This is a genomic window from Longimicrobium sp. (assembly GCF_035474595.1).
In the GTDB taxonomy this organism is placed as follows: Bacteria; Gemmatimonadota; Gemmatimonadetes; order Longimicrobiales; family Longimicrobiaceae; genus Longimicrobium.
The window spans coordinates 1-20,952 of record NZ_DATIND010000016.1; the positions used below are offsets into that span (position 1 = coordinate 1).

At 70.2% G+C, this 20,952-nt stretch carries 18 protein-coding genes; 11 read left to right on the plus strand and 7 right to left on the minus strand.

What is annotated here, in order from left to right:
- A partial coding sequence (locus VLK66_RS02825; RefSeq protein WP_325307730.1) for a xanthine dehydrogenase family protein molybdopterin-binding subunit occupies window positions 1-1,337 on the minus strand: 1,337 nt, incomplete at its 3' end.
- Entirely contained in the window at window positions 1,334-1,921 is a 588-nt protein-coding gene (locus VLK66_RS02830) for a (2Fe-2S)-binding protein (RefSeq protein ID WP_325307731.1), read from the minus strand. The genes VLK66_RS02825 and VLK66_RS02830, both read right to left, overlap by 4 nt.
- Window positions 1,922-2,331: 410 nt before the next feature.
- Between VLK66_RS02830 and VLK66_RS02835 the strand changes: the two genes are divergently transcribed.
- Complete coding sequence (locus tag VLK66_RS02835; protein ID WP_325307732.1) at window positions 2,332-3,924, plus strand: Ppx/GppA phosphatase family protein; 1,593 nt, start codon at window positions 2,332-2,334, stop codon at window positions 3,922-3,924.
- An 86-nt stretch (window positions 3,925-4,010) separates the two neighbouring features.
- Here the strand turns inward: VLK66_RS02835 and VLK66_RS02840 are convergent, their stop codons facing one another.
- Together VLK66_RS02840 and VLK66_RS02845 are read right to left on the minus strand one after the other, a co-directional pair.
- The gene (locus tag VLK66_RS02840) at window positions 4,011-5,228 is read right to left on the minus strand and encodes a Fic family protein (protein WP_325307734.1); all 1,218 of its coding nucleotides are present in this window, start codon (window positions 5,226-5,228) and stop codon (window positions 4,011-4,013) included.
- A gap of 142 nt (window positions 5,229-5,370) precedes the next feature.
- A complete protein-coding gene (locus tag VLK66_RS02845) occupies window positions 5,371-7,056 on the minus strand; it encodes an AarF/ABC1/UbiB kinase family protein (protein ID WP_325307736.1) in 1,686 nt (561 codons plus the stop codon).
- 517 nt (window positions 7,057-7,573) lie between these two features.
- Between VLK66_RS02845 and VLK66_RS02850 the strand changes: the two genes are divergently transcribed.
- The 4 genes from VLK66_RS02850 to VLK66_RS02865 all read left to right on the plus strand — a co-directional run bounded on the left by VLK66_RS02850 (window position 7,574) and on the right by VLK66_RS02865 (window position 11,717).
- On the plus strand, window positions 7,574-8,602 hold the full coding sequence (locus VLK66_RS02850) for a hypothetical protein (protein WP_325307738.1): 1,029 nt from the start codon (window positions 7,574-7,576) through the stop codon (window positions 8,600-8,602).
- A gap of 464 nt (window positions 8,603-9,066) precedes the next feature.
- Window positions 9,067-9,681, plus strand: coding sequence for a hypothetical protein (locus tag VLK66_RS02855; protein ID WP_325307739.1), 615 nt, complete (start codon window positions 9,067-9,069; stop codon window positions 9,679-9,681).
- A 75-nt stretch (window positions 9,682-9,756) separates the two neighbouring features.
- A complete protein-coding gene (locus VLK66_RS02860; RefSeq protein ID WP_325307740.1) occupies window positions 9,757-10,353 on the plus strand; it encodes a hypothetical protein in 597 nt (198 codons plus the stop codon).
- 116 nt (window positions 10,354-10,469) lie between these two features.
- Window positions 10,470-11,717, plus strand: coding sequence for a hypothetical protein (locus tag VLK66_RS02865; protein ID WP_325307742.1), 1,248 nt, complete (start codon window positions 10,470-10,472; stop codon window positions 11,715-11,717).
- Between the two features lie 172 nt (window positions 11,718-11,889).
- Here VLK66_RS02865 and VLK66_RS02870 read toward each other — a convergent pair whose 3' ends face one another.
- Window positions 11,890-12,636, minus strand: a complete 747-nt coding sequence (locus VLK66_RS02870) for a PIG-L deacetylase family protein (protein WP_325307743.1) — start codon at window positions 12,634-12,636, stop codon at window positions 11,890-11,892.
- Between the two features lie 171 nt (window positions 12,637-12,807).
- Window positions 12,808-13,221, minus strand: a complete 414-nt coding sequence (locus VLK66_RS02875) for a nuclease A inhibitor family protein (RefSeq protein ID WP_325307744.1) — start codon at window positions 13,219-13,221, stop codon at window positions 12,808-12,810.
- A 195-nt stretch (window positions 13,222-13,416) separates the two neighbouring features.
- Between VLK66_RS02875 and VLK66_RS02880 the strand changes: the two genes are divergently transcribed.
- Complete coding sequence (locus VLK66_RS02880; RefSeq protein ID WP_325307745.1) at window positions 13,417-14,646, plus strand: MFS transporter; 1,230 nt, start codon at window positions 13,417-13,419, stop codon at window positions 14,644-14,646.
- 204 nt (window positions 14,647-14,850) lie between these two features.
- Here the strand turns inward: VLK66_RS02880 and VLK66_RS02885 are convergent, their stop codons facing one another.
- Window positions 14,851-15,240, minus strand: coding sequence for a hypothetical protein (locus tag VLK66_RS02885; protein ID WP_325307746.1), 390 nt, complete (start codon window positions 15,238-15,240; stop codon window positions 14,851-14,853).
- A gap of 508 nt (window positions 15,241-15,748) precedes the next feature.
- On the opposite strand from VLK66_RS02885, the gene uvrB reads away from it, so the two are divergent.
- The 5 genes from uvrB (at window position 15,749) to VLK66_RS02910 (ending at window position 20,364) form a co-directional block, all read left to right on the plus strand.
- The gene (gene uvrB, locus VLK66_RS02890) at window positions 15,749-17,812 is read left to right on the plus strand and encodes an excinuclease ABC subunit UvrB (RefSeq protein WP_325307747.1); all 2,064 of its coding nucleotides are present in this window, start codon (window positions 15,749-15,751) and stop codon (window positions 17,810-17,812) included.
- Window positions 17,813-18,107: 295 nt separating this feature from the next.
- Window positions 18,108-18,569: a tRNA (adenosine(37)-N6)-threonylcarbamoyltransferase complex ATPase subunit type 1 TsaE gene (tsaE, locus tag VLK66_RS02895; protein ID WP_325307749.1), complete on the plus strand. Its 462-nt coding sequence runs from the start codon at window positions 18,108-18,110 to the stop codon at window positions 18,567-18,569.
- Window positions 18,566-19,276 carry a tRNA (adenosine(37)-N6)-threonylcarbamoyltransferase complex dimerization subunit type 1 TsaB gene (gene tsaB, locus VLK66_RS02900; protein WP_325307750.1) on the plus strand — a complete coding sequence of 237 codons (711 nt, stop codon included), beginning with the start codon at window positions 18,566-18,568 and terminating at the stop codon, window positions 19,274-19,276. Before tsaE ends, tsaB begins: the two co-directional genes overlap by 4 nt.
- On the plus strand, window positions 19,276-19,761 hold the full coding sequence (rimI, locus tag VLK66_RS02905; protein WP_325307752.1) for a ribosomal protein S18-alanine N-acetyltransferase: 486 nt from the start codon (window positions 19,276-19,278) through the stop codon (window positions 19,759-19,761). The genes tsaB and rimI overlap by 1 nt, the downstream gene beginning before the upstream one ends.
- Window positions 19,762-19,860: 99 nt before the next feature.
- Window positions 19,861-20,364: a single-stranded DNA-binding protein gene (locus VLK66_RS02910; RefSeq protein ID WP_325307754.1), complete on the plus strand. Its 504-nt coding sequence runs from the start codon at window positions 19,861-19,863 to the stop codon at window positions 20,362-20,364.
- Window positions 20,365-20,952: the final 588 nt, after the last annotated feature.

The window sequence follows — 20,952 nt, forward strand, 5'->3', positions numbered from 1 at the left end:
CGCCGGTAGCTGCCCATGAAGTTGCGCCGGCGCAGCTCGATCGGGTCGATGCGCAGCCGCTCGGCGAGCTTGTCCAGCTGCACCTCGAAGGCGAAGCGCGGCTGAACGCTGCCATGGCCGCGCTTGGGCCCGCACGCGGGCTTGTTGGTGAACACCCGGGTGGAGTGGAAGCGGTACGCCGGCATCTCGTACGGCGCGGTGAGCAGCTGGCCGGAGTAGTAGGTGGTCACCAGCCCGAACGACGAGTACGCGCCGCCGTCCAGCAGCGTCTTCGCCTCCACCGCGGTGAGCCTCCCGTCCGCCGACGCGCCGACGCGGTACTTCATCTTGAAGGGGTGCCGGCCGCGGTGGGCCAGGAACACCTCCTCGCGGGTGTAGAGGATCTTCACCGGCCGCCCGGTCTTCATCGCCAGCCTGGCGACGCAGAACTCCAGGTCGAACGGCTCGCTCTTCCCGCCGAAGCCGCCGCCCACGGGGGGCTGCACCACGCGGACGCGCGCCGGGTCCAGCTCCAGCACCTTGGCCAGCTCGCGGTGCAGGTAGTGCGGCACCTGCGTGGACGACCAGACGGTGAGGCGGCCCACCGAGGCGCCGCCCTCTTCCCACATGCCGATGGCGCAGTGCGGCTCGATGGGCGTGTGGGTGGTCCCCTCGAAGAAGTACTCGCCGTCGATTACCACGTCGGCCTTCCGGAACCCGGCGTCCAGGTCGCCGAACTCCAGCTTCACGATCTTGGAGATGTTGCCGTTGTGCCCTTCCTTCTTCGGCTCGTGCACCGGCGTCGCCGCGCCCTCGGGGGTCAGCGCGTGCTCGGGGTCCAGGATGGCGGGAAGGAGCTCGTACTCCACGCGGATGAGCTCCAGCGCGCGCTGCGCCGTGTCCTCGTCCACCGCCGCCACCGCCGCCACGCCGTCGCCGATGTAGCGCACCTTGTCGGTCGCCAGCGCCTGCTCGTCGGGCGTCCAGACGATGATGCCGTACGGCGTGGGCATCTCCGCGCCGGTGACGACGCCGAACACCCCCGGCAGCGCCTCGGCCGCGGAGGTGTCGATCGACAGGATCCTGGCGTGGGGATGGGGCGAGCGGAGGATCTTTCCGTGCAGCATCCCCGGAAGGGTGATGTCGTCGGTGTAGCGCGCGCGGCCGGTGCTCTTCGCCAGCCCGTCGGTCTTGCGCATCCGCCGGCCGATGACGTTCAGCTCGGTGTTGTAGCCGTCCGCGCGCGGGTGCAGGGGGACGGAGCCGCCGTCGTCCGGATGCTCCACCTGGTTCACCAGCGGGGTGCCGGAGCCGCCGCCCTCGGCGGGCGGATCGGACGCGCGCTTCCACTCGGTCATCGCCCCACCTCCTGTGCCACGCGGTCCGCCGCGGCCGCCAGCGCCTCGTCGCCCGGGAGGAGGACCGCGGGGGCGGACGGGTCGTCGCCGCGCACCGGGCCCTCGCCGCGGAGGGTGGCGGCGGCCATCTCCACCGCGTCGAGGATCTTGGTGTAGCCGGTGCAGCGGCAGAGGTTGCCGGACAGCGCCTCGCGGATGTCGTCGCGCGTGGGCGTCACGTTCTCTTCCAGCAGCGCGGCGGCGCTCATCAGGATGCCGGGGGTGCAGAAGCCGCACTGCGCCGCGCCGCAGACGTCGAACGCGTCCTGCAGCGGGTGGGGGACGCCGGGCCCGGTGCGGAAGCCGGCCAGCCCCTCCACCGTGCGCACCTCGTGCCCCACCGCCTCGTAGACGGGGGCGATGCAGGAAAGCGTGGGCACGCCGTCGATCCACACGGTGCAGGCGCCGCAGTCGCCCTTGTCGCACCCCTGCTTGCTGCCGGTGAGGCCCACGGCGTAGCGGAGCGCCTCGAGCAGCGTCCAGTGCGTGGGGACCGCCACCTGGTGCGCATCGCCGTTCACGCGGAGGGTCAGAAGGTCCTTCATCGTCCCGGTCCAGGGTGCTCCGCGCGGTGCTCCCGAGGGCCGGAAGTTCCCGTCGCGCGCGGATTTGCCGAATCTGAACATTACCGCCCGCGCCAACCCGGGTCAACCGCGAACCGAACGGGTGTTCGAAGGGTTTTCGCCCCCTGCCCCGTGCCGGACGACGGTCCTGAAATCGTAAAATGCCACTGAAGTGGCGGCTACAACGGCACGCAGTCCGCCTTCGCGGACTTCACATCCGTGCGGGGGCGGCGGCGGTGCGGTGGGGCGGCTCCCCTGTGGACGCACTTCCGCACTTCCGCACTCCCGCACTCCCGCACTTTCTTCGGCACGCTTCTGCCGTGCGGGGGTGCGGCCCTGTATCTTGTCGAATGCATGCAGGGTCGCAGCTCCGACGACTCCAGACGGTTTCGATGCCGCAGCTCAAGGCTCCGCCGAAGGCACGCAAGTCCGACCCCGACGCCGCGCAGTTCCCGCTGCGCGTGGCGGCGGTGGACGTGGGCTCCAACGCCATCCGCTTCCTGGCCGCGGAGTTCACCGCGCTCGGCACCTACACCGTGCTGGAGGAGGAGCGCGTGGCCGTCCGCCTCGGCCACGACGTATTCCTCACCGGCAAGCTCACCGCCGAGGCGATCGAGGCGGCGGCCGCGGCCATCGCGCGCTTCCGCGGGCGGATGGAGGCGCTGGGGATCGCCCACTACCGTGCGGTGGCCACCAGCGCCACGCGCGAGAGCCGCAACGGCGCCGACCTGGTGGGCCGCGTGCGGCGCGAGGCGGGGATCGAGCTGGAGGCGATCACCGGGCAGGAGGAGGCGCGCCTCGTCTACCTGGCCGTGGCCAACCGCGTGCGGATGGGCGACGACAAGTGGATCACGGTGGACGTGGGCGGCGGGAGCGTGGAGGTGTCGCTGGTCGACGCCAACGGCATCCTGTGGAGCGAGAGCCACGTGATGGGCTCGGTGCGCCTGCTGGAGGAGCTGTCGACGGCGGGCGACGAGCCGGGGCGCTTCCAGCGGCTGCTGCGCGAGTACGCGGCCACGCTGCAGATCCCCGTCATCGCCCAGCACTGGAACCCGCGCGGGATGATCGCCACCGGCGGCAACGCCGAGGCGCTGGCGCGGCTCACCGGCGCCGACGCATCGCGGGGCAGCGTGGCCACCGTGCCCCTGCCGTCGCTGCGCGGCATCATCGAGCTGCTGTCGAAGCTCTCCTTCCGCCAGCGCGTGGACCAGCTCGGCCTGCGCGAGGACCGCGCCGACGTCATCCTTCCCGCCGCCATGATCTACGAGCGCGTGGCCTCGCTGGTGGACGCGGGCGAGGTGCTGGTGCCCGCGGTGGGGCTGAAGGACGGCGTGCTGCTGGACTTGGCCGAGGACGTCGCCAGCCACCAGGCGCACGAGGACCGCAAGGACCGGCGGGCGGTGGCGGGCTCCGTCGCCCTCGGGCGGCGATACATGTTCAACGAGGCGCACGCGCTGCACGTCTCGCGGCTGGCCGGGTCGCTCTTCGACCAGCTGCAGCGCGTGCACGGGCTGGGCGCGGCGGACCGGCGGATGCTGCTGGCCGCCGCGGTGCTGCACGACATCGGCACCTTCGTGGGGTACAAAAAGCACCACAAGCACTCGCTCTACCTCATCGCCAACAGCGAGATCCCCGAGTTCACGCCGCGGGAGACGGACGTCATCGCCAACGTGGCGCGCTACCACCGCAAGGGCGTTCCCGCCGAGCACCACGTGGCGTTCACCGCGCTGGAGCCGGCCGACCGCGAGCGGGTGGTGAAGCTCGCCTCGCTGCTGCGCATCGCCGACGCGCTGGACCGCGAGCACGTGCAGGCCGTGCGCGGGGTGACGGCGCGGGCCACGCGCGGCAGGAAGCTGAAGCTGGAGGTGGATTCGGACGCCGACCTGCTGCTGGAGCGCTGGGCGCTGCGCAGCAAGGGCGGCCTTTTCACCGACATCTTCGGGCTGGAGGTGGAGCTGGCGGGGGGCGAGAAGGACGGGGAGTGAGCGGAAGGCCGATCGTGCCTTCCCGGAGCGCTATTAAAGTTTGGAGGCTTAAACTTTAATAGCGCGCGTCGTTATTAAAGCTCGCTTTAATTGGCTCCGGAGGCCAAATCCGCGGATTCCTCTGCATCGCTCCCAGAGTTCTCCGGCAGTTCGGTTCCCTCGTTCAGCACCGCGAGGTATTCGGAATAGGTGTAGACCCGGTCGCGCCCCCGCCCCGTGACCTCCGTTACGATCCCCAGGGACTCGAGCATGCGGACCCCCGCGGTCGCGGTCGGGAAGCTGATCCCTAGGGTGGCGGTGACCGACGGAAGGGTGAAGACCGGGTTGCGGCGCATGAACTGGTGCATCCGCAGCACGGTGCCGGCAGAGCGGCCCACATCTTCGCACCGCGTACGGTCGCGCTCGAAGATCGTCAGGATTCGCCGTGCCGTGCTGGACGCCTGCTCCGCGGTGGCGGCCACGCCGCGAAGGAAGAAGGCGAGCCATTCCTCCCAGTCGCCCTCCATCCGCACCTGCTGCAGCAGATCGTAATACCGCGTGCGATTCTGCTTCAGGTACAGGCTCAGGTAGAGGAGTGGCTCGGAGAGCGCTCCCTCGGCGCAGAGCAGAAAGGTGACCAGGAGCCGCCCCAGGCGCCCATTGCCGTCCAGGAACGGGTGAATGGTTTCGAACTGCACGTGCGCTAACGCTGCCTTGATGAGCGTGGGCGTGCGGACGGGATCATCGTGCAGGAAGCGCTCGAGCGAGCCGAGGTGGTCGAGCAGCGTGTCCTGCGGCGGCGGAACGAACGCGGCGTTTCCCGGACGACTCCCCCCGATCCAGTTCTGGCTGGTACGGAAGGATCCGGGCGTCTGCTCGCTTCCGCGGCCCTTCGCCATGAGCACCGAGTGGATCTCCCGTACCAGTCGCAGCGAGAGGGGAAAACCTTCCCGCAGCCGCTGCAGTCCGTGGTTCATGGCGGCCACGTAGCGCGACACCTCCTGCACGTCGTCCATCGGCACGCCGGACACGCCGGCGCTCTCGTACATCAGCAGCTCGGAAAACGACGATTGCGTGCCCTCGATCTGCGACGAGAGCACCGCTTCCTTGCGGATGTACAGGTAGAGGAAGAGGGCGGGATCGGGCAGCAGCGTCGCCAGCCCGTCAAGCCGGCCCAGAGCGCGGTTCGCGCGCTCCAGCAGGTCGTGCAGCTCGTCCGTGAGCCGAAGCGGCGGGTCCGGCGGCAACGGACTGGGAATGAAGGCCGAATAGCCGTCGCGGCTCCCGCCCCGCCGCTCCAGCCGCCCCTGCAGACCGCGCTTCATCTCGGCACTCGCTACTAAAGGAAGCTTTAATAGCGAGAGACGCTATTAAAATTTAGGCCTTCAAACTTTAATAGCGAGGAAGGAGTGGCGAAAGGGCGGCGGTGTCTCCCGATCACAGAGCTTGAGGGATTCTTCGCCTCCGCTACGTCTTCGGCGGGGTTTTGCGGTGGACGTCGGCGCGGAAGATGGAGATGATGAGCCAGATGCCGATCAGCGCGGCGCCCAGGAAGAAAAGCATCGCGATCCCCGGATAGCCCCAGATGGTGAAGCGCGTCTGCACCCGCATCATCATCGCCGCGCCTACGATGAGGGCGGCCAGGATCAGCCCCGTGGTCAGCCGGTTCGCGATCTTCTGCATCCCCTCCATCAGCCAGACTTCCTCGCGCACCCGGATCTGCACCGTGGTGCCGCCGTCGGTCATGCTGTCGAGGAAGCGGTTCAGCCGGCCGGGGAGCTTCTGCACCAGCTCGTTCATCTCCAGCAGGTTGGCGAACATCCGCTGGGGGCTGAGCGACTTCAGCATCCGCTGCTGCATCAGCCCGGCTACGTTGCGGCGGATGGAGGCATTGGGGTCGAACGCCGGGTCCAGCGTGCGCCCCACCTGGTCCAGCGCCAGCAGCGCGCGGCCCAGCATGGCCATCTCCACCGGCAGCCGGATCCCGTTCTCGGCGGCCGCGCGGAACACCTCCAGCATGATGCGGCCGACCTGCACGTTCTCGGCGGTGGAGCCCTGGAAGGCGTTCACCAGGTCGGCGGTGATGCGCACGAACTCGGCGCGGTTGAACTCCGCCTTCTTCTCGCCCAGGTCGATGGTGATCTGCGCCGCCTCGGGCCCGTGCCCCTCGCTGATGGCGAGGACGAGCTTCACCAGCTGCTCCTGCAGCTCGGGGCTGATGCGCCCCACCATCCCCAGGTCCAGCAGCGCGATGCGCCCGTCGTCGGTCAGGAAGACGTTGCCGGGGTGCGGGTCGGCGTGGAAGAAGCCGTCGATCAGGATCTGCTTGAGGTACGCCTGGAACAGCTCCTCGGCCAGCGACGCGCCGTCGATCTCCAGGTGCGCCAGCGGCGACAGTGCGGTGATCTTCTTCCCCCGCACGAACTCCATCGTCAGCACGCGCGAGGTCGTGTAGTCGTCCACCGGCGAGGGGACGACGATGCGCTCGTACTGCGCGAGGTTGGCGCCCAGCGTGGCCAGGTTCGCGGCCTCGCGGCGGTAGTCCAGCTCGCCGATGATGGTCTTGCGGAACTCCTGCAGCGTGCGGCCGAACTCGTACTGGCGCCCGGTCTTCGTGTGCCGGTCCATCCAGTCGGCGATCTCGTCGAGCGCGTCCAGGTCCTGCGCGATCTGCTGGCGGATGCCGGGGCGCTGCACCTTCACCGCGACAGGACGGCCGTCGCGCAGGTGCGCGCGGTGCACCTGGCCGAGCGAGGCGGCGGCCATCGGCTCGTGCTCGAAGTCGGCGAAGGCCTTGCTGACGCGCACGCCCAGCTCCTCCGAGACGATCGCCTCGGCCTCTTCCGCCGGGAACGGCTCCACGTTGTCCTGCAAGCGCTGCAGCGCGTCGATGTACGGCTGCGGGAGGAGGTCGGGGCGGGTGGAGAGGAGCTGGCCCAGCTTGATGAAGGTGGGGCCCAGCTTCTCCAGATCGTCGGCCAGCTCGCCGGCCTGCGGCGCGTTGGGGCTCCCGGCGGGCGACGCGGCGTCTTCCTGCAGGACGGCCTCCTCGAGCCCGGCGGTCTGCACCAGGTCGCTGCGCCCGTACTTCAGCATCAGCTTCGCGAGGTCGCGATAGCGCTTCACGTGCTCGGGCTTCAGCGAGATGCCCATGGTCTGCGTGTCCCGGCGTGTGGGTCGGCGGCGTGTCGGAGCAGGGAGATTCCGGCAATCGCGCCGCCAAAACGCAGTTTCCGTGCGCGGCGGCCCGAATCGAAAGGTCCGGGCGCGGCCGGTCACCGGCGGCTGAAGTCGCAGCAACCACTACCGGAAGCCTCGCAAACCGCGCGAGGCTGATCGCTCACTCCGTGGCCCCGGCGCTCGCCGGATCTGGTATCGGAGACGTCATCCTGAGGCGGCCGGCCACGCTGTAGCATCCGCACGCGCAGACGATTGCAGGCCGAAGGATCCATAGCTCACGTGACTCGGCAGCTCACGTGACTCGGCGTCCCGCGTGGGGAAACTCCCCTCGCGCGTCAGGGTGTTGCGGATGTTCGCGGCGTGGGGGAACGGCAGATTGCGGGTGGCGGCGGACCCGGGGAGGATCGGGACGATGCGGGCGGCCGCTCCAACGCTCCACCGACCGTGCACGCGCCGGCTCCGGTGCCGGCCCGAACCACAAGAGCGCACCATGAGCACCCGCCGCGCCGCGACGCTTCCGCTGGCCGGCTTCGGCCTGATCACCCTTGGCGTCTACGCCACCGCGCTTACGGTGGTCGCCTCGCCGCTCTTCACACGCGCACCGCGGCTGGGCGCCGCCGCCATCTCGTTCGACCTGCTGGTCTCCGTCCCCGCCGCGTTCTGGCTGCTGGTGATGCGGCCGCGCGGGCTGCGCTGGTTCACCGTGGTCCCCGTCGTGATCGCCAGCGGGTACGCGGGGCTGCTGGTCCTTCCCGCCGCCAGCCAGCAGTACCTGGGCTACGCGCGCTTCCTGACCGCGCCCGCAGAGCTCGGGCTGATGGGGTGGGGCGCCGTCCGCGCGTGGCGCCTCCTGCGCAGCGGCGCCCACCCGCGCGGCGACGTGATGGCGGCGATCGAGGCGGCGCTCGGCGAGATCGTGCGCTATCCGCGCGTGGCCCAGATCGTGGCGGCGGAGGTCGGGCTGCTCTGGTACGCGCTCCTCTCCTGGCGTGCGCGGCCGGAGGTGGGGCCGGGGGAGATGGCGTTCACCGGGCACCGCCGCAGCGGCATGATGGGCCTCTTCGGCGCCGTCGCCTTCGCGTGCCTGGGCGAGGCCGTCGGCGTGCACCTGCTGGCGGCGCAGTGGAACTCCACCGTCGCGTGGGTGCTCACCGGGCTCAGCTTCTACAGCGTGCTGTGGCTGGTGGGGCTGGCGCGCTCCATCCTTCTCCGCCCCACGGTCGTGGCGCCGGACGGGCTGCACGTGCGGCTGGGGCTGCTCACCGAGGCCCGCATCCCCTTCGACCGCATCGCCGCGGTCACCGAGGTCCGCGCGGCATCCGCGAGCCGGCGCGCGCCCGGCTACCTGCACGCCGCCGTGTTCGCCGCGCCGCGGGTGATGATCGAGCTGAACGGCGAGATCGAGGCGCGGGGGATGTACGGGATGCGCAAGCGCGGCATCACCCGGGTCGGCCTGCTGGTGGACGAGCCGCGCCAGCTCGCGGCGACGCTGGCCGAGCGGATGCCGCGGGCGCGCTGAGGAGACAGGGGGACAGGGGACAGCAAGGAGGTCGGGAGATTGGGATGCGGTGCGCTGCATCACCATCTCCCGAGAACGGAGTGGACCGGCTGCGAGCATGCGGCCGGTCCATTGTTTGTTCATCCCCCGGATCTGGAAGACTTTGCAGAATCAGACGTGAAAAGATGTTTATCGTCCGCAAACTGTGCGGTTCAGCTCTCATCCAGTACGGCTCCTCGCGTTGTCCAGCTTTCATCCCGGAGTAGATGCGTAGAAACGTTTGATTACGCTGGATGGGCTCCCATGTCCATTCTCGGTGACCAAACGGCGGAATAAGAGCGGCATGGCGGATGCGGGTGCGGCGGCGCCGCGCGGCACTGCCGGGAGTCGACCCCGGCATTCCCATCCATCCATCGCACCCCCGGGCCGGGACACCCCTCCGGCCGCCGGGCGGAACGGCTCCACGCATCCACCCCGAGGAGACCATGCGCTTCACCCGCATCACCCTGCTGGCGTCGGCCGCGGCGCTGCTGGCCGCGTGCTCGGACTCGCCCGTGAGCACGCGCGACGCCAGGCCGTCGGACCTGTCGCTCGTCACCTTCAGCAAGGGCGACGGCACCATCCCCGTCCACCCGGCCTCGAGCCCCGCCACCACGCCGCCGGGCCCGCGCTTCATCTGCAATCCCGAGTACGAGGAGTGCCCCACGCGGCTGCCGCGGGCCAGCTTCCAGTACGGCTCGTACACCGAGCAGTCCACCAGCGGCTTCACCAAGTCGGTGCACCTGGTGGCCTGGAGCGACAACTACGCGAACATCGACGACATGGAGCTGACCGCGCACTTCAAGAGCGTGGGCGGCGACGGTTCGCTGGGGTGCAGCGCCACCCCGCAGCAGTACGAGCAGGACTCGACGTCGGGGTTCGGCTCGTGGTTCGTGGACCACTACACCATCTACCTCGAGAACTTCGCGTCGTACCCCGCGAGCTCCGTGTTCGTGTGGGAGGTGGCGGGCGACCACACCTTCTACGCGTCGAGCGGCTACGGCGTGGCCCTCTACAGCGACGTGGGAACCTTCTACTCCAGCGCCCGCGTCTGCTACTGAGCCCCAGTCCCCCTCCGGCGTGGCGATCCGCCGCGCCGGCATCCTGATCCAACCCACCCGAGAGGACCCACGGACATGCGCCTGAAGACCATCACCCTGCTCGTTCCCGCCGCGGCCCTGCTGGCCGCCTGCTCGGACTCGCCGACGGCCGCCCGCAGCGCCGGGAAGTCGCTGTACGACATGTCGAGCGTGACCATCACCCGCGGCCCCGGCAAGGAGATCCCGGCCGACCGCCAGCGCCAGGCCGCGCCCCCGCGCTTCCTGTGCACCATCGACGGCGAGTGCACGCTGCCGCCCAAGCCCATGGCCGACTACGACTACTGGTCCAGCGTGAGCGGCTCCACCTCGGGCTACAGCAAGCTGGTGGACATGTACGCCACGTCGTGGGGCGGCACCGGCATCACGTCGATGTCGCTCACCGCGCACTTCAAGAGCGTGGGCGGGCAGGGCTCGCAGGGGTGCAGCGCCACGCCGCAGCAGTTCGAGCAGGAGACGGTGACCGGCACCACGGGCACCATCTCCAGCGAGCGGTTCGCCAGCTACCCCAGCAACGAGACGTGGGTGTGGGGCGTGGACGGCGATCACGCCTTCACCACCACCTTCGGCTACAGCCTGGACGGCGAGCGCCAGCGGAGCGGGACGTTCTACTCCAGCGCCCGGCTCTGCTACTGAGGCCTGGAAAGACGGGGGAGCCCGGCGCGGCCTCCGGGCCGCGCCGGCTTTAAGAGGTGCGAAAGTGCGAGAGTGCGAAAGTACGGACGAGAACCTGTCTCCGATCGATGCGAACAATGCGACTGATCCACGCCCGCGCCGCTGCGGCGCTTTCCATCGCCCTCCTGCTCGCGGCGTGTGATGCCGGACCGCGCGCGGCCGAGGCGTCCATCCCCGCGTCGCCCCGCGTGGCGTGGTCCGCGCCGCGGGCGGCGGACGCGCTGGCGGCGGTCCTCGGCCGAACCGCGCATCATGAGTTGGCGGACGCGCTGGTGGATGGAGATGGCGTGCTGCACGCCCTGTTCGCGAGCGATGTGGATGGGGACGGGCACCCCGATGCGCTCTATCACGCCACGCTGCACGGAGATGCGTGGTCCGCGCCCGAGCCGCTGGCGGGGATGGGATTGGCGGATGGAGCGCGGATGGCGATGGACGGCGATGGCGCGCTGCACGTGCTCTGGTACGCGCACTCGGGCGCGATCGCCGCGCGCGACGTGCCGACGGAGCTGGTGGAGCGGGTGATGGCGGGCGGGCGCTGGTCGGCGCCGCGCGTGCTGTACCGCGAGCCCAGCCGCTTCGGGATGAACGTGCGCTGGCTGGCGGCGGCTGCGGATCCGGCGGGCGACGTGCGGGTGCTGTTCGCGCCGCAGGGGCGCGGGCTGGGCAGCCTGTCGCTGCGCGGGGAGAAGGCGGGCGCTCCGCGCTTCCTGGACCACGACGGGAACATGATGGAGTTCTCCGTCTCCGCCGGGCGGGCGCCGCTGGACATGGCCTACATCGGCGAGATGGTGAGCCCGCAGCGGCGCAGGGCGATCAACGACGTGTTCGTGCGATCGCTCGATGGAGAGGGGTGGAGCGGGAAGACGGAGGCGTGGTACGGGCCCGAGCGCTACTCGCACTATCCGCAGCTGGTGGTGGACGGGCGCGGGGAGCGCCACCTGTTCTGGCTGGAGGACACGGACGGGACGGTGCAGCCCGAGGCGCTGTACGCCGCCACCTCGCCGGACGGGCGCAAATGGAGCCCGCCGCGCGACCTGACGCCGCCGGAGCTGCGCGGTGGCGTGCTCTTCCGCGTCTCCGCCGCCATCGCTGCGGACGGCACCATCCACCTGCTCCTGCGCCGATCCGACCCGGACGGCGGCCGCATGGCGCTGTACTACCTCGCCGTCCGCGACGGCCGCGCGGGCCCCGCGCAGGCGCTCGCCGCCCCCGGTGAGCTGGGCCAGGGCGAAGGACGCTTGGTCCGCGACGCGAGCGGCCACCGCATCGTCGCGCTGTGGCGCGGGGCGGATGGGGTGTACCGGACGGCGATGCTGGCGGAGTGATGAAGAGGATGCCTTACCCGGTGGGGAAGGCGAATAAATTCGCGGCAACAACTGCACAAAGTCCGCCTTCGCGGACTCGCGCCTTGCCATCCCCGCGTTGCCGATCCAATTCCTCACGCCTCGGGCACTCAGCACTCAGCACTCAGCACTCAGCACTCAGCACTCCCGCACTTCACACCGGCCGCGACGGATGCGGCGGCTCTCCCGGCAGGCCCTCGGCGGAGGCGGGGAGAAGCGTCTTCACCACGCCGCCGCGGGTTTCCCAGGCGTCGAAGACCTCGGCGTAGCGCAGGCCGTGCGGCTCGGCGGCGGCGCGGAGGCGGGTGTCGATCCACTCCGGGTTGCCGAAGCCGATGCGCTCGAAGTAGAAGCGCGCCAGCTCGTGGATGCGGTCCAGGTGCGGCTCCACGTCGACGACGACCGCGGGGAGGGGCGAGTACGAGCCGCGCAGCGTGAACACCGGCGCCGGCTCGCGGTGCGGCGCCTGCGGCTGCACCGCCTTGGCGATGCGCGCGATGGTGATGGCATCGCGGAAGATTCGGCCGCTGGCCTGGTGATCCGGGTGGCGCATTCCGCGCGCCCAGGCGTCGCCCCAGGTGAGCACCGCGTCGGGCTTCACCTCGGCGACCAGGCGGGCGACGCGGTGCGCGGCCTCGGCGGTGGACTCGATGAAGGTGTCGGCGAAGTCCATGAAGCGCGTCTCGCACCCCAGGATCTCGCCGGCGATGCGCCCGTGCTCCTCGCGGATGCGCGACACCTCGGCCTGTGAGACGGGGCCGAACGCCTCCGTCATCTCCCCCCGCGTCAGCCAGACCACCACCACCCGGTCGCCACGCGCCACCTGCGCGCAGATCGTCCCCGCCGCGCCGACCTCGTCGTCCGGGTGCGCCAGCCCCACCAGCAGCGTCTTTCTCGCCATCCGCCGTCCGCCCTGTCCCTGTTCCGCCCGTTGCGTGAGATGCACACCGCTGGCGCAATCGGCGCGCCGAACCGTATGGGTTCACACGGAGGGAACGGAGGAAGCGGAGGGACGCCGCCGCGCGGCGAGCTCCCCTCCGTTCCCCCCGTTTCCTCCGTGTGAGGCTTTGCTTCAGGTCTCCACCGCGACGGTGCGGAGGCCCGCCAGGTTGCCGCGGCCGTCGCCGCCCACCACGTAGCAGTCGATGGCGATGCGGCCGACGCGGAAGACGCGGACGTCGCGCAGCTCCTTCGACAGCAGCGACTTCAGCGCCTCGTAGCGCGGCCGGACCGCCTGCGCCTGCGTGTCGTACGGATCGGTGGTCTCGATGTGCGGCTTGAAGAAGCGGTCGAGCGTGCGCTCCTCCACGGGCGCGTCCGCCGCCGCGCCGATGCGCCGCGCGAACTCGTCCGCGCCGTACGGCCATCCCGCGCCGCCGCCGGGGAGCTCGAACCACTCGAACGGGCGGTCGCTCTCGCTCGTGTACACCAGCCCCGCGGCGGCTTCCTCCAGCCGCGCGCGCAGGCCGGGCGCGTCGTTCGTCATCTGCCGAAGTCCGTTGAAGTCCGGCGCCGCCGGAACCATCGCCATCTCCCGAAGAAACGGAAGATGCGGGCGCGGTGTCGAGTATCCGCCGCGGGCCGTGCGCCGTCAATGGTGGGGCCGCGGTGGAACGCTCCTCGCGCACCGGCCGCGGCGCACGGCGGCTCACGACGACGACGACGGGAGATCGGGGACGGGATGGCGGACGGGGAGATGCGCCGCGGGTCGGCGCTGCGGGTGCTGGGGCGCCGGAACTTCGCGCCGTACTTCGCGGGGAACCTGCTGTCCAACTGCGGGACCTGGTTCCAGAACATCGCGCAGTCGCTGCTGGTGTACCGCCTCACCGGCTCGGCGTTCATGGTGGGCGTGGCCAACTTCGCGCAGTTCGCGGGCGTGGTGCTGCTGGCGCCGTGGGCCGGCGGCGCGGCCGACCGCTACGACCGCAAGCGCCTGCTCATCGCCACCCAGGTCGGGGCGATGGTGGTCACCGGCGCGCTCGCGGCGCTGGCCGCGTCGGGAAGGGACACGGTGGCGGTGGTGATCGGGCTGGCGCTGCTGCTGGGCTTCACCACCGCGTTCAGCACCCCCGCGCTGCAGGCCATCCTCCCGCAGCTGGTGGAGCGCGAGGACCTGGGCGCGGCCATCGCCATGAACTCCGTCACCTTCAACCTGTCGCGCGCCGTCGGCCCGGTCGCCGGGGCCTTCATCGTCGCCCGCTTCGGGATCCCGTGGGCGTTCGGCTTGAACGCGCTCTCCTACGCGGCGCTGATCGCCGGCCTTCTCCTCGTCCACCCCCGCGCCACGCACGAGCGGCCCAAGGAGCACCCCAGGCTGCGCGAGTCGCTGCGGCTGGTGCGCGACAACCGCGACCTGGCGCTGCTGCTGGCCACCGTGGCCGCCGTCTCCATCACCATGGACCCGGTGAACACGCTGGGGCCGGTGTTCGCCACCGGCGTCTTCCATCGCGCCGATACCATGGCCGGCGTGCTGATCGGCGCCTTCGGGTGTGGGGCGGTGCTCGCGTCCGTCCTCCCCGGCGGCCACCCCGACACGCCGTACGCGCGGGTGGGGATGATGGTGGGGCTGCTGGCCGCGGGGATGACGGCGTTCGCCCTGGCGCCGGTGCTGGGGATGGCGCTGGCGGTGCTCGCGGTGGGCGGATTCGGCTACCTGGCCGGGCAGACGCGGGCGACCACGCTGCTGCAGCTGGGGGTGAGCGACCGGCAGCGCGGGCGGATCATGGCGCTGTGGAGCGTGGCCTTCCTGGGCTCGCGCCCCATCGCCTCGCTGGTGGACGGCGCACTGGCCAGCGCCGTGGGCCCGCGCATCGCCACGCTGGCAATGACAGCGCCGGCGTGGGGCGCCGCCGCCGCGCTCTTCCTGCACGGCGGGCGGCCGAAGCGGGCCGAGGCTCCCTCCCCCGAATGAATTCGGGGGCAACAACCGCACAAAGTCCCTGCGGGACTGCAGCCCATGCATCGGCGCGTCGAGCCGCCTGATGCCCGAGGGTCGCCCGCCGGAGGAGCGACCGGCATGGTGGTTGGCGATGATGCAGGAAAGCAGTCCCGCAGGGACTTTGTGCTTTTGTTGCCCGGGGTTTTCAACCCCGGGAAGGCGGATGGCGCCCGTGGCTCAGGCGGCACGCAGGACGAGCTGCGGCTCGTGGTGGCAGGCGTAGCACACCAGCGGGTGCGGCACGGCCACGCGCGTGTTCTCCTTCAGGCGCATCTCCGCGCCGCAGCGCGGGCAGGCGCCCTGGAACCCGCGCACGCGGTAGCGCCCCTTCCAGTTGCGCCAGACGGTAACGGCGCCGACCAGCACCGGCATCGACGTCATGAACGGGTCGAACACGGTGATGAAGAACATCGCCGCCGAGATCGCTCCCCACGCGCCCGCCATCACCAGCGTGCGCAGCAGCCGCGCGCGGAACGGCACCGCGTCCACGTCCACCCGTGCGATGGTGTCCGCATGGCCCGGCAGCACCACGTGCGCGCTGACCGCGGCCGCATTCCCGTTCGTCATCATCCCCTCCCGTCGGAAAACCGCTCTTCGGCGCATTCCCCTCGCGCGCCGGGAAATAGACGATTTTCTGTAGGGGATGAAGCGTCAGGCAGAGGAAGAACTTTGGTGGGAGATCTCCGGACACGCAGGTGGGGAGATGCGACGAGCCAGCCCGGCAGCCCCGCCTCCCGGGGTTGAAAACCCCGGGCAACAACCGCACAAAGTCCCTGCGGGACTGCGGCCATGCCTTCCCTGCGCCCACTCTGCATCGGTTCGGGGATCGCCTGCGGCCGCGGGGATGTGGGGGGCGCTGCCAGGACGCCGGAAAGCAGTCCCGCAGGGACTTTGTGCGGTTGTAGCCCGCCAATTCCATTGGCGGTAAGTAGCGCGATTGCCCCGCGCCCGCCGCCGCGCCATCTTCCCCCATCCCCTCGCGGCCGCTGGATGACGGCGCACTCCAGACCCGCGGCGGTGTACCGGAAGGGTTCGCAAGTCGCGGCCTTTCAACGCGGTAACGATCCGAGGCAGCATGCCGTTCGAACTGGTGTCTCCCTTTCCGCCGGCGGGCGACCAGCCGCGCGCGATCGAGGAGCTGACCGCCGGGCTGAAGCGGGGGGACAAGTACCAGACCCTGCTCGGCGCCACCGGCACGGGCAAGACCTACACGATGGCGCACGTGATCGCCCAGCACGGGCGTCCGGCGCTGGTGATGAGCCACAACAAGACGCTCGCCGCGCAGCTGTACGGCGAGCTGAAGCAGCTTTTCCCGAAGAACGCGGTCGAGTACTTCATCTCGTACTACGACTACTACCAGCCCGAAGCCTACATCCCCTCGACCGACACCTTCATCGAGAAGGACTCGTCGATCAACGAGGACATCGAGAAGCTGCGCCTTCGCGCCACCAGCAGCCTGATGGAGCGCGACGACGTGATCATCGTCTCCTCCGTCTCGTGCATCTACGGCCTGGGCGACCCGCGCGAGTACCGGCAGCTGATGGTGGTGCTGGAGGTGGGCCAGCAGATCTCGCGCAAGAAGATCCTGGAGTCGCTGGTCAACATCCAGTACGCGCGCAACGACGCCGCCTTCGAGCGCGGCAACTTCCGCGTGCGCGGCGACACGGTGGAGGTCTTTCCCGCGTACGAGGAGCAGGGCGTGCGCATCGAGCTGTGGGGCGACGAGATCGAGCGCATCTCCCGCTTCGACCCGCTCACCGGCGACACCATCGCGGCCATGAAGCGCACGGCCATCTACCCGGCCACGCACTTCGTCACCCAGAAGTCTACCATCGAGCGCGCCGTCCACCGCATCCGCAGCGAGCTGGACGGGCGCTTGAAGGAGCTGCTGGGCGCGGGGAAGCTGCTGGAGGCGCAGCGGCTGGAGAGCCGGACCAACTTCGACATCGAGATGATGCTGGAGATCGGCACCTGCGCGGGGATCGAGAACTACAGCCGCCACATCGCCGGCCGCGCCGAGGGCGAGCGCCCCGCGTGCCTGTTCGACTACTTCCCCGAGGACTTCCTCGTGGTCGTGGACGAGAGCCACGTCTCCATCCCCCAGATCGGGGGGATGTTCAACGGCGACCGGGCGCGCAAGACGGTCCTCGTCGAGCACGGCTTCCGCCTCCCCAGCGCGCTGGACAACCGCCCGCTGAAGTTCGAGGAGTGGGAGCGGATGGTGCCGAAGGTCACCTTCGTTTCCGCCACGCCCGGCGAGTACGAGCTGGCGCAGAGCGGCGGCGTCGTCGTCGAGCAGATCATCCGCCCGACGGGGCTGCTGGACCCCGAGGTCATCATCCGCCCGGTGAAGGGGCAGGTGGACGACCTGCTGGCCGAGATCCGCGACCGCGAGAAGAAGGGCGAGCGCGTGCTGGTCGCCACGCTCACCAAGCGGATGAGCGAGGACCTGACGGACTTCTTCCAGCAGGCGGGCGTGCGCGTGCGCTACCTGCACAGCGACATCGACAGCATCGAGCGGGTGGAGATCCTGCGCGACCTGCGGCTGGGGAAGTTCGACGTGCTGATCGGCATCAACCTGCTGCGCGAGGGGCTCGACCTTCCCGAGGTGTCGCTGGTGGCGATCCTGGACGCGGACAAGGAAGGCTTTCTGCGATCGGCCAGCTCGCTGATCCAGACGGTGGGCCGCGCCGCCCGCAACTCGCAGGGGAAGGCGATCCTGTACGCGGACAGGGTCACCGGCTCCATGCAGCGGATGATCGACGAGACCAACCGCCGCCGCGAGATCCAGCAGGCGTACAACGAGGAGCACGGCATCATCCCGACCACGATCATGAAGTCGGTGAACGAGATCGAGATGCAGACGCGCGTGGCCGACGCGCGCACGCCCAAGGAGCTGCCGATGGCCGGCAAGGGGAAGAAGGTGGCGGAGAAGCGCCAGCCCTTCGGCCGCACCCCGGAAGAGGTGCTGAAGGACATCGAGAAGGAGATGCGCGACGCCGCCGCGATGCTGGACTTCGAGCGCGCCGCCCTTCTCCGCGACCAGTACCTGGAGCTGAAGGCGGAGATGGACGGCGCGGTCAAGCAGCAGACGCAAGCGCAGCGGAGACAGGCGGCGGGGCTCAGGCCGACGGTGTGAGGCCGCCGAGAGAGGCGCGCCCAAGCTATCTTCCCCCAAATGAATTTGGGGGCAACAACAGCACAAAGTCCCTGCGGGACTGCGGCCATGTTTCCCGTCACCCGAGCAGCCTCGGTGCAGCCAGGATTTGCAGGAATGCCGGGATACAGCCCTCGGGCACAGATGATTTGGGAGCAGTCCCGCAGGGACTTTGTGCGGTTGTAGCCCGCCAATTCCATTGGCGGGGAGAGGGACTGAGTGCGCGCGGTAGCCGGGCCCCGGCACGATCAGATGGTGATCTTCGACGCAGGGAGCGATGGAGGCGGAGCTGACGGAGCCGGAGCTGGTGGCGTGGGGCGAGCGCATCGGGCGCGAGGGGCGCACACCGCTGGTGCTGGCGCTGCGCGGCGACCTGGGCGCGGGAAAGAGCACGCTCGCGCGCGCCATCGCCCACGGCGCGGGGGTGGAGGGCGACATCCCCTCGCCGACGTTCAACCTCCTGTTCAGCTACCAGGCGCCGCGCGGCATCCGCATCCACCATCTCGATCTCTACCGGCTCGAGGATCCGGACGAGGTGTGGGAGCTGGGATGGAGCGAGCTGGGCGCGCCGGACGAGCTGGTGATGATCGAGTGGCCCGCCCGCGCCGAACAGCTCCTCCCCGCGCCGCGCTGGGAGGTGGAGATCGAGGAGATGGGCGACCCGTCGGTCCGCCGCGTCGCCGCGCACCCGGTGGGCGATCCCCATCCGCTCCCGCCGCTCGCGGGCGGTGGGGGGTGACGGACCCGATCTCCGGGCCGGTGCTGGCGCTGGACAGCTCCACGCGCGGCGGCTCCGTGGCCGTCGGCGTGGACGGGCGCGTGGCTGCGGAGCGCGTGCTGGAGGCCACGGTCGGCGCGTCGTCGCTGCTGATGCCGGCGGTGGACGAGGCGGTGCGCGCCGCCGGGCTCGCGCCGCGCGACCTGGCCGCGGTGGTGGTGAGCGGCGGTCCCGGCTCGTTCACCGGCCTCCGCATCGCCGCCGCGACGGCCAAGGCGCTGGTGCGGGCGCTGGACGTGCCGCTCTTCGCCTTCTCCGGGCTGATGGCCGCCGCGGCCACGCATCGCCATCTCGCCCGCCCCGTCTGCGCGCTCTTCGACGCGCGCAACCGCGAGGTGTTCGCCGGGTGCTGGAGCTTCACCGAAGACGGCGCCGCGGACGAGCTGCTCGCCCCCTGCATCCTGAAGGTCGACGACGTGATCCTGCGCGTGCGCGAGGCATCTCCCCTCTTCACCGGCGACGGCGCGGCGCTGCACCGCGGCGAGCTGGAGGCGGCGTTCGGCGCCGGGTGCGTGGCCGCGGAGGCGGACGAATCTCCCGCCGCCGGCCTCCTGTGGCTCGCCCGCACGATGACGGAAGAGGGACGCGTGGCCCATCCCGCCGCGTGGGAGCCCGAGTACCTGCGCGCGTCCGGTGCCGAGCGCATCGCCGCCGCGAGGGGCGGGTGATGGCGCGCGTGGACGTGGACGCGCCGTTCGGGCTGATGACCGAGCCCTCGTTCCGCATCCGCCCGATGCATTCGGCCGACCTGCCGCGCGTGCTGGAGATCGAGATCGCCTGCTTCTCCACCCCGTGGAAGGACGCCACCTTCCGCGGCCTGATGCGCCGCACCGACACCGACCTGTACGTGGCCGAGCTGGAGGACCGCATCGTGGGCTACGCCGCCTGCTGGACCGTGATCGACCAGAGCGAGCTGGGCAACGTGGCCGTGGCCCCCGAGGCGCGCGGCCAGGGGATCGGCGGCGCGCTGGTGGAGATGGTCATCGAGCGGGTGAAGGAGCGCGGCGCCCGCGAGCTGTTCCTGGAGGTGCGCGAATCGAACCTCGGGGCGCAGTCCATCTACCGCGTGCGCGGCTTTACCGTGGTCGGCCGGCGCCGCTCCTATTACGCGCAGCCGACCGAGGACGCGCTCGTGATGCGCCTGCGAGTGTGAACGAACTGCTTGACACGGCGGACACCAATCGTTATCCATGTGCACCTTTCAAAGTGCACGGCGTACTATACACCTTGGACGGGGAGGTTTATCGTGGCAATGAGCTTGAACAAGGCGATGATCATCGGGAACGTGGGATCGGATCCCGAGATCCGCACCATTCCCAGCGGCGCGCGGGTCGCGCAGTTCTCGGTGGCTACCAGCCGGCGCTGGAACGACAAGAACGGCCAGCAGCAGGAGAAGACGGAGTGGCACCGCATCGTCGCCTGGGAGCGGCTGGTGGACATCATCGAGCGCTACGTGAAGAAGGGCGACCGGATCTACGTGGAGGGCGAGATCGAGTACCGGCAGTACCAGGACAAGGACAACGTGACCAAGTACGCCACCGAGATCCGTGCCCGCGAGGTGCTGCTGCTGGGTGGCAAGCGCGAGGGCGGTGAGGGCGGCGGCGGCAGCTTCGACCGCGGCGGTTCGCGCCAGCCGGCGTCGCGCGGCGCGGGCGGCGGCGGTGGTGCGGGCGGTGGCGGCGGCCGCGGCGGCGGGAGCGACTACGACGACTTCCAGGCCCCGCCCTTCCAGGACGACGACGACCTGCCGTTCTAAGCCGGCCGTCGATATGGCCGATATGAGGGGGAGGATGCCGCGGGCGTCCTCCCTTTCGTGTTTGGCCTCCGCGCTCCCCGAATGAATTCGGGGGCAACAAAAGCACAAAGTCCCTGCGGGACTGTGGCCGCGCGTTCCCGGCGCACGAGCAGCCGCGGTGCAGCCAAGGGTCCGCTGGAACCCGGGAATGTGGCCCCCGGGCACAAAAGCCGGGGGAGCAGTCCCGCAGGGACTTTGTGCTGGTGTTGCCCGCCAATTCCATTGGCGGGTTGCCGGCGAGGATGTCCACCCGAGCATCAACGCTTGGGGAGCAGTCCCGCAGGAACTTTGTGCTTTTGTTGCCCGCCAATGCATTGGCGGGAAGGCTGTGCCGGATCGCGATCAGCGGTGTATCATACCAATTCCCTTGACGGATTGTTCACTTAGCTTATCTTTGTGAGCCAACCCCAACCGGAGTTGGCCGATGAGCGAACGCTTTCCCGCGATTGCGCAGTCGCAGGAGGAGCTGGAAACGCTGTTGAAGGCGAACCGGGACGCGCAGGTCCAGCGCCGGGTGCATCTGCTGCTGCTGATCCGCACTGGCGCGGT

What these genes read in the sequence shown, in the direction of transcription:
- uvrB (WP_325307747.1), top strand. Translation starts at nt 15,749, where the DNA reads ATGCCGTTCGAACTGGTGTCTCCCTTTCCGCCGGCGGGCGACCAGCCG.
- VLK66_RS02910 (WP_325307754.1), top strand. Translation starts at nt 19,861, where the DNA reads ATGAGCTTGAACAAGGCGATGATCATCGGGAACGTGGGATCGGATCCC.
- VLK66_RS02880 (WP_325307745.1), top strand. Translation starts at nt 13,417, where the DNA reads ATGGCGGACGGGGAGATGCGCCGCGGGTCGGCGCTGCGGGTGCTGGGG.
- tsaE (WP_325307749.1), top strand. Translation starts at nt 18,108, where the DNA reads ATGGAGGCGGAGCTGACGGAGCCGGAGCTGGTGGCGTGGGGCGAGCGC.
- VLK66_RS02835 (WP_325307732.1), top strand. Translation starts at nt 2,332, where the DNA reads ATGCCGCAGCTCAAGGCTCCGCCGAAGGCACGCAAGTCCGACCCCGAC.
- VLK66_RS02845 (WP_325307736.1), bottom strand. Translation starts at nt 7,056, where the DNA reads ATGGGCATCTCGCTGAAGCCCGAGCACGTGAAGCGCTATCGCGACCTC.
- VLK66_RS02875 (WP_325307744.1), bottom strand. Translation starts at nt 13,221, where the DNA reads ATGACGAACGACGCGCCCGGCCTGCGCGCGCGGCTGGAGGAAGCCGCC.
- VLK66_RS02850 (WP_325307738.1), top strand. Translation starts at nt 7,574, where the DNA reads ATGAGCACCCGCCGCGCCGCGACGCTTCCGCTGGCCGGCTTCGGCCTG.
- VLK66_RS02830 (WP_325307731.1), bottom strand. Translation starts at nt 1,921, where the DNA reads ATGAAGGACCTTCTGACCCTCCGCGTGAACGGCGATGCGCACCAGGTG.
- VLK66_RS02855 (WP_325307739.1), top strand. Translation starts at nt 9,067, where the DNA reads ATGCGCTTCACCCGCATCACCCTGCTGGCGTCGGCCGCGGCGCTGCTG.
- VLK66_RS02865 (WP_325307742.1), top strand. Translation starts at nt 10,470, where the DNA reads ATGCGACTGATCCACGCCCGCGCCGCTGCGGCGCTTTCCATCGCCCTC.
- VLK66_RS02840 (WP_325307734.1), bottom strand. Translation starts at nt 5,228, where the DNA reads ATGAAGCGCGGTCTGCAGGGGCGGCTGGAGCGGCGGGGCGGGAGCCGC.
- rimI (WP_325307752.1), top strand. Translation starts at nt 19,276, where the DNA reads ATGGCGCGCGTGGACGTGGACGCGCCGTTCGGGCTGATGACCGAGCCC.
- VLK66_RS02885 (WP_325307746.1), bottom strand. Translation starts at nt 15,240, where the DNA reads ATGACGAACGGGAATGCGGCCGCGGTCAGCGCGCACGTGGTGCTGCCG.
- VLK66_RS02860 (WP_325307740.1), top strand. Translation starts at nt 9,757, where the DNA reads ATGCGCCTGAAGACCATCACCCTGCTCGTTCCCGCCGCGGCCCTGCTG.
- VLK66_RS02870 (WP_325307743.1), bottom strand. Translation starts at nt 12,636, where the DNA reads ATGGCGAGAAAGACGCTGCTGGTGGGGCTGGCGCACCCGGACGACGAG.